We start from the raw sequence: 9233 nt of genomic DNA on the forward strand, positions 1-9233 counted from the left end.
GAAAATCCTGAGCATTACCTCCCTTGGAACTACCAACAAAATCAAGAGATAACTCAGTCATAGACTGGGTTAGCGCCATTCTAAATAACTCAACTTGCCATGTCACACTATCCCGCCGTAAGCTCACAATTTATAAGGGGGTGATCCAAGGGCGGGCTCGGGCAGTATTTAATGGTAAAGTGATCATTCATCCACAGGCACAACAATCAGCAGCCAAACAACTCAATAAGAATTTGTTGCTCGGAGAAAAAGCCGAGGTAGATACCAAGCCAGAGCTGCAGATATATGCCGATGATGTCAAATGCAGTCATGGGGCCACGGTTGGCCAGTTGGATGAATTGGCACTTTTCTACCTTCAGTCTCGTGGTATCTGCAAAAAAGAGGCGGAAAGCTGGCTGGTTTTTGGTTTTGTCAGTGAAGTACTTAATCGTATCGATAATCCGGATATGCGAGAGTTTGTCTTGCTTCCGGTGCTTGCGCATCTTAATCATCTTGTTGGCGGTGATGTCAAAAGTTTGCAGGAAATTATGCCGGCCAAAAAGGGGACGATCTCATGCCAATAATACCTTCGTTTCCGGTTCATGATTTACCATCCCACTCTAACCCAGAGCAAAACACTATTGACTGGGCTGCGTTACGAAGAGATTTTCCTGTGCTGTTGCAACAGGCCCATAACAAGCCTCTCGCCTATCTGGATAATGCCGCGACCACACAAAAACCCAATGCAGTGATCGAGACTATAGCCCGCTATTATCGCGTCGATAATGCCAATGTACATCGTGGTACTTATGAATTAAGTGAGAGAGCGACTCAGGCTTACGAGGCAATACGAGACAAAGTACGGCGCTTTCTGAATGCATCGCGACGTGAGGAAATTATTTTTGTACGTGGTACCACCGAAGCGATTAATTTGGTAGCTCAAAGCTATGCTCGGCCTAAAATTAAACCGGGCGATGAGATCCTGATCAGCGCGATGGAACACCATTCCAATATTGTGCCATGGCAAATGGTATGTAAACAAACAGGCGCGCAGTTAAAGGTTATTCCGATTAATGATCGTGCCGAAATTATACTGGAACGCTACGAGCAATTATTAGGCGAAAAGACTCGATTACTGGCGGTCACCCAAGTGTCCAATGCACTAGGTACCATCAATCAAGTAAAACGTATGATTGCTATGGCCCATGAAAGGGAAATTCCAGTGCTACTGGACGGTGCTCAGGCTGCACCACATCTGAGCGTCGATGTGCAGGACCTAGATTGTGATTTTTACGCTTTTTCCAGTCATAAAATATACGGTCCTACGGGCGTTGGGGTGTTATATGGTAAAGAAAATTATCTAGACGCGATGGAACCCTACCAAGGAGGCGGGGACATGATCAGCAGAGTGAGTTTTGAACACACTGAGTACAATAAATTACCCTACAAATTTGAGGCAGGCACGCCGAATATTGCAGGGGTAGTGGGACTTGGGGCCGCACTTGATTACCTTGAAACTATCGGCCTGAGTAATATTGTTCAGCGCGAGCAACATTTACTGGATTATGTAACCCAGAAACTGCTGAGCGTAGAAGGGCTGCGTATTATTGGTACGGCAATACACAAGGCGAGTATTATTTCCTTTGTACTGGACTGTGCTCATCCCCATGATATCAGTACAATTTTGGATTGTCAGGGCGTGGCCATTCGTGCCGGACACCATTGCGCCATGCCTGTGATGGCACGCTTTGACGTACCTGCCACCGCACGAGCCTCCCTCGCTTTTTATAACAATGAAGATGATATTGATCAACTGGTACTGGGCGTAGAGCAAGTGAAAAAGTTGTTTAACTAAAACGGGGTAAAACCCATCGCTAAAATGTGGAGTAAGTGGCATGAACGAGGAGTTACGGGCTTTATACCAAGAAGTTATCATAGACCACGGTAGACACCCTAGAAACTTTAAAAAGCTTGAAGGTTATAGTTGTTGTCAGGAGGCGTACAACCCTCTCTGTGGTGACCGTTTAACGCTTTATTTGAAGTTAGACAAAGACAAAATCCTCGATGCCAGCTTTGAAGGGGTGGGCTGTGCCATATCCATGGCCTCAACCTCATTAATGATAGAACGAATCAAAAACATCCGCAAAAGCGAAGCACAACAGCTATTCGACTCATTTCATCACCTAGTCATCGCGTCAGACTCAGGCGTTGACGTATCAGCACCCTTAGGAAAACTGAACGTGTTAGGCGGAGTGAGAGACTTCCCTACTAGAATCAAGTGTGCCACTCTGGCTTGGCATGCACTCAAAGCAGGCTTGGAAAATGTTGACCATGATAAATCGGTTTCTACGGAGTGATTATACCTGATGCAATTTGTTGAACATGTGACTGTACTACGCGACTGCAATGCCATCGTTATTCCGGCAGGAATCACCGTAACCTTAAATAAAGGTAGGGAAGTCGTGATTACACAGGCACTGGGTGGTAGCTATACGGTCAATGATAACGGGCAGCTATTACGCGTTGCCAGCCAGGATGCAGATGCCTTGGGTAAAGCGGATATTGCGAAAAACGAATCCAAAGCGGAATTCGGCAAAGAAAACGGTGTCAACTTGGTGCGCATCTATGAGCAGCTGAGTACCTGTTATGATCCAGAGATCCCGATTAATATAGTCGAACTTGGTTTGGTGTACGATGTCAATTGCTATGAATTGCTGGACGGTCGCCACCATATCCGTATTACGATGACACTAACATCGGCGGGGTGCGGAATGGGCACAGTTCTGGCCGAAGATATCCGGGAAAAGTGTCTGAACGTGCCCAATGTTGATGTTATTGAGGTGATTTTTGTCTACGATCCCCCGTGGGAGCAAGACATGATGTCCGAAGCGGCCAAGCTGCAGCTGGGCTTGTTGTAACTGGACCTGGTTGATGAAGCTTGGGTGGACGAGACTTGGGGGAACGAGATGGCACAGTGGATAGAAATTTTTCCAGCCAGTGAGCTTAAATCAGGCATGCACGCGCGAGTGGATTTGGCAGAAGTATCTCTGCTTCTGGTTAATATTGATGGTGAAATCTATGCCATTGAGAATGTCTGCAGTCATGATGGCGGTGAGTTAAATGACGGACAAATCAACGGCTTTGAAATAACTTGTCCTCGACACGGCGCTCGCTTCAATTTAAAAACGGGAGCGGTATTGTGTGCTCCAGCTTTTGAAGATATTAATACTTATCGGGTCAGAATTATTAATGGATTGGTGCAGGTATATGATGAAGAAAATAGTAAGTGAAAATAAATTGCCGGTAGGTGGCAGGACGATCTCGTTACCGATACTGTCAACTTGCTGAAATTGGTTAATGAAAGCAGTTTTTACTATATTTCAGACAAAACTAGCGCTATCCCACACAGCGAGTGCTTGATCTTGGGATTTGAATCGTCTCATGTGCCGTTCCTGTTGTCTTGTTGGTTGGTGGAAAAGTTCAAAGCGGTTATTTTCATACTGTTGAGTTGAGTGGTATACACTTGGTATTACTTCCCTCTTCGCGGCTGAATAACTTCTTAGTTTATCGGTAACTATTTTCAGTGGTTAAATTTTCTAGTCCTTCAATAGCCTCTTGAAAAATCGCATACTTGTCTTAACAATATTTCTGCTTTAGCCGTCAATGTGGCAATTGTGAACCTTACTTTCGTCAATGTTATCGAAAGAGAAAACCAATTTTACAGCAAACAGAATGGCTAAGTAAATATCAACGATTTAAAATGCTAATAATTTAAATGGTGCGAACAGTAAGACATAAAAAGTTACATTTCCTACCTTGAAAACTAAATTTAAAGAATCAATATAACTATAATATTATCTTTTTATGAGTCATCTTGTGTTTCGTAGTTTTTTCGCAATATTTTTGTTTTTTGTAACGAGTTCTCATGTTGAACATTGAATTCACAAACTTTGTAAATTCATTGATTAAATATTATCTATTTACTAATAAAACTACTGTAGTGGAGTAATCATTTTTGCCACCTAATTCATCGCGCCACTACAGTAACGTCCGTTGAGGGATCAATCAGCAGACTGTTAGGTTAACTGATTTTATAGCGACTTTACGTCAGCAAAGTCGCATCACCTGTCATAAACAATGAACATATATCAATCCGTTCATATGTACAGACAAGAATTCTGATCATTCTAATCTTTATATCTGTTTATTTCCCGTAGTCCAGATTAGGCCACATCAATACAATGCTGCCTTACCACCAAAGGATTAAAAGAAAAGGTACTGGCTTGAATATAATAACTTGGCCATATTTTGTTGACCACTACAGTTACAAGAGTGTTGTACACAATGTCTGATGCTTGTATATTTTTATTGCAAGTTCAACTGTTTATCGTAATATAGCTTAAGAACTCGTTAATTCTGCACGCTATTATTGGCAAGCCCATTGGCAACCTCATGGGCAACTTAAGTACGGTAACTCATGGCAACGTTAAAAATCTCCGACAAAATCTATAATCAGTTATCTTCGGCCATTATTTCTGGCGAGATGAAACCCGGACAAAAACTGGAAGAACAAGAAATTGCTGATCAATACGGTGCTTCACGCACCCCCATTCGTGAAGCGTTTCGCTTATTGCATACCAATGGCCTAGTCGAGAGTAAGCCGCATAAAGGCGTAACTGTGATTGAGCTAGACATCGATCAGCTCGGTGATATGTACGAAGCATTAGAAGAGCTTGAAGCCTTATGTGCGGGGTTAAGTGCTGAACGCATGACCATGGTCGAACGTAAACAATTAATGAGAATGCATAACTTGTCGAAAGATGCGGTAGAAGCCGAAGACGTTGACTCATTTGCCCAGCTTAATAATCAAATTCATCGCGCCGTTCATCAGGGATCGCGCAATCATACTTTGCTCGAAACCATCAATACGCTGCGTAAACGGCTAAGTCTTTATCGCCAACCTTGGCTGTTTGAGAAACGGAATCGTCTGGAAACTTCATTTAAGGAACATCAGGAATTGGTTGAGGCGATTAGCAAAGGGGACAAGCAAGCCGCCGTAGCGGCCATGAAAAACCATATTTCCAATACCAGCATGGGCACCCTGGATTATTTGATGGCGCAAAAATAACTTTTTTGAAAAAAGTTGCATCCTTTTTGAAAGCCGTACGTCTTTAGTAGTGAACTAGGCGTTTATGCCGAAAAATAAAGAGGTGTTACCATGAAAAACTTAAGCCAAGATAACCGAAACCAAGTAACTGAAACTTGTTGTTGTAATTGTCCATGTAACTGCAAAGAGTGTAATTGTACCTGTAAAACTGAACAATGCTGTGAGTGTACGCAATGTACTTGTACCACTCAAAATAACTGCTGCAGCTAATCGTTAATCTTGCAAATAGCCGTTGCAATACGGCTATTGAGTATACTTACATTATGATTGAATCCATTTGGAATAACTTCCACCAACAACTGTTCAACTTTATTCAGAGCAAGGTCAATGACCATGCTCTGGCTGAAGACATTCTGCAAAATGTGTTTATCAAGGTGCATAGCAATATCGATAGCTTAACCAGCGCAGATAAATTGCAATCTTGGCTGTATCAGATATGTCGTAATGCCATCATCGATTATTATCGGCAAAAGCGGCTTGATATCAGTGATGATGATCCAGATATGTTTATTGCTGAAAATCAAAATGCCTATGACCGACAACAACTGAACCGTTGTCTGCGTATTTTAATCGCCGATCTGCCGGAAAATAGCCGTGATATTTTGATCGATAGTGAGCTTGAACAAGTGCAGCAAAAAACCATTGCCAAGAACAATGGACTAAGCTTAGCATCGGTAAAATCTCGGATACAACGAGGCAGGGTGCAGCTTAAACATAAACTGCAGGCCTGTTGTGATTTTGAATTTAAAGAAGGTGGCCCTGAGCTAAATTGTAAAAATCAATGCGGTTGTGAACGCTAAATTTATTTGCTTTTGTTGCCTGAATATAATTAACTACATTCGTCCTGAAGCTTGCAAGCGTTGTGCTACCCTTTGATGGTATAGCCTGGCCAAATAGGGACGGATGATGGGTAAGGAAATAAAATAAGCTAACGGTTTTAACATCAATACTCTTTTCATTAAGACAATATAGGCATCCAGCTCAGATAAAATGCTGCCATCTGCAAGTTGCAGGTGAAGCTCGGTAAGGGCTTTTAGTGGCTCTATCCCCAAAGCAACTAAGTGAGCATCCTGGTCAGTAATATCAAACCATTGCACCTGTTCACCACCTTTACCCGCCAGTTTTTCATAAAAACGCCGGTCTTTAATACAACTTGCACAGGCACCATCGTAAAATACTGTGATGACAGATTTATCACTACTCATAGCACGCGAACCATAACATCAATAAATGGGATTTAACGATAAAACTCCCTATAGTTTAAATATAGCCGTTTGCCTAATTTTTGTTACCTATATTAGCCGATGAAACAGGAAAATTAAGCCGCTTTAAACTAAGCTTAACTATGGTATAAAGTACACTCTAGCAAAAGCAACTCACCAGAGGCGGTTAATGCCAATGAAAATGTCAGATATTCACAGTGAAATTCAAGCCGGGATCCTCAACTATCTCTCTATTCATCCGGGCGCTGCCGGCTCGGTTGCCGAGATTTCTTCAAACTGGTTAGCCGATGAAAATGTTGCCCATAATCTTGAGCAAGTACAAACCGCAGTAGATCGTCTGGTTGATCATGGCGAGCTACACAAAAGTATGGGAACCAACCTTTATACCTTGTAAATGAAAAATTGGCCAGGATAGCTTAAGCGTTAGTATCTTAATTGCTAATTAGCTCGAATTTCTTATGTTTTCTTCGCTAAAATTACCAATTAGATTGAAAGCAGCAAAACAGACTGCTAAGCTATTAAATACATTGTAAAAATGTAGTGAATGAATCGACTATCGCGAAAGTATCATGGCTTTAACTCGAAATTTCACATTACATTATTATGTGTGAAGAAAAACTGGCATTGCAAAATTTAAGCACCTTGCTATTGTTAGTACAGAATTCTGTAACAATGCAGAAGACTAAAAAAATATATTAATTAAACGAGGAAAGTACAGTATGAGTACGGGTACAGTAAAATGGTTCAACGCAGACAAAGGTTTCGGATTTATCACTCCTGATGATGGAGGCAAAGATCTGTTTGTGCACCATTCTGAAATCAAAACCTCAGGCTATGCAACGCTTGATGACGGACAAAAAGTAGAATTTGAAGTAGGACAAGGCCAGAAGGGTCCTTGCGCAACAAACGTTGTCGCGGTTTAATTAGTATTTCTAAATAACATTATAAAAGCCTCTATTACGACCAGCATAAATATTGTTTGAATTCAGCAGTACTTAAGTAGGCGTGTGAGGCTTTTATTCATTTAGAGGCATTTGAACCAACAATAAAAAATTCTTCGGGCCCCCTTAACAGCTAAACCTTCCACATTCTGAACTTTAACTAAGTTCGAGCACTACCCACAGTGTTAATATCAGCTAACAGAGCGCTACGTTAAAATATCAAATACGATGTTAAATACGGCTAACTTCTTTTTCTACAACGGCCCAATTCAGCGTTATCTCGCACTGCAATTTTGCTTACATTTGAGCTAAACATCTGAATTTATAGCATGTTATCATTCTCAAAAAATTAAACGTTAAACGGTGTTCAATGCAAAGCGATGTTTCAATACAGCGATTAAAACAATTTCCTCGGTTGATGTGGATTTTATTATTCGGCTCGTTTATTACCCGGGGCAGCTATTACATGGTGTGGCCCTTTCTGGCGGTGATCCTCTATGAAAAATTTGCACTGTCGGCAACACAAGTTGGTTTAATTCTCTCAAATGCCGCGGTTATTGCGGTGTTTGTCAGTTTTGCCGGCAGCATATTATCTGACCGAATTGGTCGTCATCAACTGATGTACCTCAGTGGTGTGTTGTATATCATTTCATTTTCACTGTTAGCACAAGTGGACACCATCAGTGGTTATGTGGTGGTCATAACTCTATGTTCAATTGCCACGGCTCTGTGGCGGCCACTAACTTCGGCGTTGATCGGCGACATTATTAGCGATAGCAAAACGCGTGAGTTGGCAATGCAATCACTCTATTTTGTGGTCAACGTTGGTTGTGCCGTTGGTCCTATTTTAGGTGTGTGGTTCGGATTAACAGGTGAGCAATCCAGTTTTTATATTACCGCTGGCGCTTTCGCTTTTCTGTTGGCACTACTTTATTGGGGCTTCCATCAACATAAGCAAAGTGATGATAGCGCTAAAGCATCTTCTCTTGCACAAGCCCTGGAAGACAGCACTACAGAAGCCAATACTGAATCAAAACCGGTAAGCAAGACCAAGGCAACGAGTAAAAGTGAAATGTTCGCGGTGTTGCTAAAAGATAAACTGCTGCAATGTTTAATTTTCGCCAATATTTTGTGTATGTTTATTTATGCGCAAATGGACAGTTCGCTGATCCAATACTTAACTCGGGCGCAAGTACCCGATTTGTTAGAGCTGATTTCATCGATGATTTTCACCAATGCGCTGGTGATTATTTCTACGCAGTTTGTGTTATTAAAATTAATGTCAAATTTGTCACTGATCATGCGCATACAAGTCGGCTTAATGTTGTTGATGTCATCGCAAATTTGGTTAGCGGTAAATCCGCTAGAACTGTTTTGGGGATGGATTGGTGCCATTGTGGTAATGAGCTTAGCTGAGGCAATTCTTTTTCCGACGATGAACGTACACATCGACCGTTTGGCACCTGATCATCTTCGTGGTGCGTACTTTGGTGCCGCATCTTTTTATGATTTTGGTTTTGCTCTTGCGCCATTAGGCGGGGGGATCATTCTCGATCTGTTCGGTGGTTTCTGGTTATTTATGTTTGCCGCAGCGTTATCGTTAGTGGTTATTTACCTGTATGCGATTTTAGACAAATTGCCTCGCCCCGATTTTGCCGAGCTGAAATCCGGCTCCGTTAGTGAAGGCTGATATATACCAAGTTGATTAAATATCTGCTCATTTTTAATGGTTAAAACGAATAACTACTGCGTTATAAAATTTATAAGTAGAATAACTACTTACTAAATTTCATGCATTGTATTTATCCGTTTTTCCTCATGAAAAAGTAGATCACATACTTAATCAAATTGGTATTGTTGGTGAAAACCGCTGTCTAGCAAAAAGAGCGCATATATCATCAGTTAAATACTCATGATATATAC

The 9233-nt window shown here is 41.6% G+C and carries 11 protein-coding genes and 1 pseudogene; 10 read left to right on the top strand and 2 right to left on the bottom strand.

The features are described 5' to 3' along the window. Window positions 1–140 precede the first annotated feature (140 nt). The 5 genes from ND16A_RS05150 to ND16A_RS05130 are packed head-to-tail and all read left to right on the top strand — an operon-like array spanning window position 141 to window position 3269. On the top strand, window positions 141–563 hold the full coding sequence (locus ND16A_RS05150) for a SufB/SufD family protein (protein ID WP_052073212.1): 423 nt from the start codon (window positions 141–143) through the stop codon (window positions 561–563). Beyond that, window positions 554–1834 (top strand): cysteine desulfurase, encoded by a 1281-nt coding sequence (locus tag ND16A_RS05145; RefSeq protein ID WP_033078472.1) that lies wholly within the window; start codon window positions 554–556, stop codon window positions 1832–1834. The genes ND16A_RS05150 and ND16A_RS05145 overlap by 10 nt, the downstream gene beginning before the upstream one ends. 40 nt (window positions 1835–1874) lie before the next feature. Beyond that, window positions 1875–2336 (top strand): Fe-S cluster assembly sulfur transfer protein SufU, encoded by a 462-nt coding sequence (gene sufU, locus ND16A_RS05140; RefSeq protein ID WP_033078473.1) that lies wholly within the window; start codon window positions 1875–1877, stop codon window positions 2334–2336. Window positions 2337–2345: 9 nt separating this feature from the next. Then, window positions 2346–2897, top strand: coding sequence for a putative Fe-S cluster assembly protein SufT (gene sufT / locus ND16A_RS05135; RefSeq protein WP_033078474.1), 552 nt, complete (start codon window positions 2346–2348; stop codon window positions 2895–2897). A gap of 48 nt (window positions 2898–2945) precedes the next feature. Next, window positions 2946–3269, top strand: coding sequence for a Rieske (2Fe-2S) protein (locus tag ND16A_RS05130; RefSeq protein WP_033078475.1), 324 nt, complete (start codon window positions 2946–2948; stop codon window positions 3267–3269). 123 nt (window positions 3270–3392) lie between these two features. Here the strand turns inward: ND16A_RS05130 and ND16A_RS20710 are convergent. Further along, window positions 3393–3566 (bottom strand): annotated as a pseudogene (locus ND16A_RS20710) (DDE-type integrase/transposase/recombinase); the annotation flags it as partial. 890 nt (window positions 3567–4456) lie between these two features. On the opposite strand from ND16A_RS20710, the gene ND16A_RS05125 reads away from it, so the two are divergent. Next, a complete protein-coding gene (locus tag ND16A_RS05125; protein WP_033078476.1) occupies window positions 4457–5107 on the top strand; it encodes a GntR family transcriptional regulator in 651 nt (216 codons plus the stop codon). A 302-nt stretch (window positions 5108–5409) separates the two neighbouring features. Continuing rightward, window positions 5410–5946, top strand: coding sequence for an RNA polymerase sigma factor SigZ (gene sigZ, locus ND16A_RS05120; protein WP_052073213.1), 537 nt, complete (start codon window positions 5410–5412; stop codon window positions 5944–5946). Window positions 5947–5979: 33 nt separating this feature from the next. On the opposite strand, the gene ND16A_RS05115 is transcribed toward sigZ, so the two are convergent. Beyond that, window positions 5980–6351, bottom strand: coding sequence for a thiol-disulfide oxidoreductase DCC family protein (locus tag ND16A_RS05115; RefSeq protein ID WP_033078477.1), 372 nt, complete (start codon window positions 6349–6351; stop codon window positions 5980–5982). Between the two features lie 193 nt (window positions 6352–6544). On the opposite strand from ND16A_RS05115, the gene ND16A_RS05110 reads away from it, so the two are divergent. The 3 genes from ND16A_RS05110 (at window position 6545) to ND16A_RS05100 (ending at window position 9000) form a co-directional block, all read left to right on the top strand. Continuing rightward, entirely contained in the window at window positions 6545–6763 is a 219-nt protein-coding gene (locus tag ND16A_RS05110; protein WP_033078482.1) for a hypothetical protein, read from the top strand. Window positions 6764–7088: 325 nt separating this feature from the next. Beyond that, the gene (locus tag ND16A_RS05105; RefSeq protein WP_033078478.1) at window positions 7089–7292 is read left to right on the top strand and encodes a cold-shock protein; all 204 of its coding nucleotides are present in this window, start codon (window positions 7089–7091) and stop codon (window positions 7290–7292) included. 388 nt (window positions 7293–7680) lie between these two features. Next, window positions 7681–9000: an MFS transporter gene (locus tag ND16A_RS05100; RefSeq protein ID WP_033078479.1), complete on the top strand. Its 1320-nt coding sequence runs from the start codon at window positions 7681–7683 to the stop codon at window positions 8998–9000. Window positions 9001–9233: the final 233 nt, after the last annotated feature.

Origin of the sequence: Thalassotalea sp. ND16A, assembly GCF_000764205.1 — a bacterium.
Taxonomy (GTDB): domain Bacteria; phylum Pseudomonadota; class Gammaproteobacteria; order Enterobacterales; family Alteromonadaceae; genus Thalassotalea_A.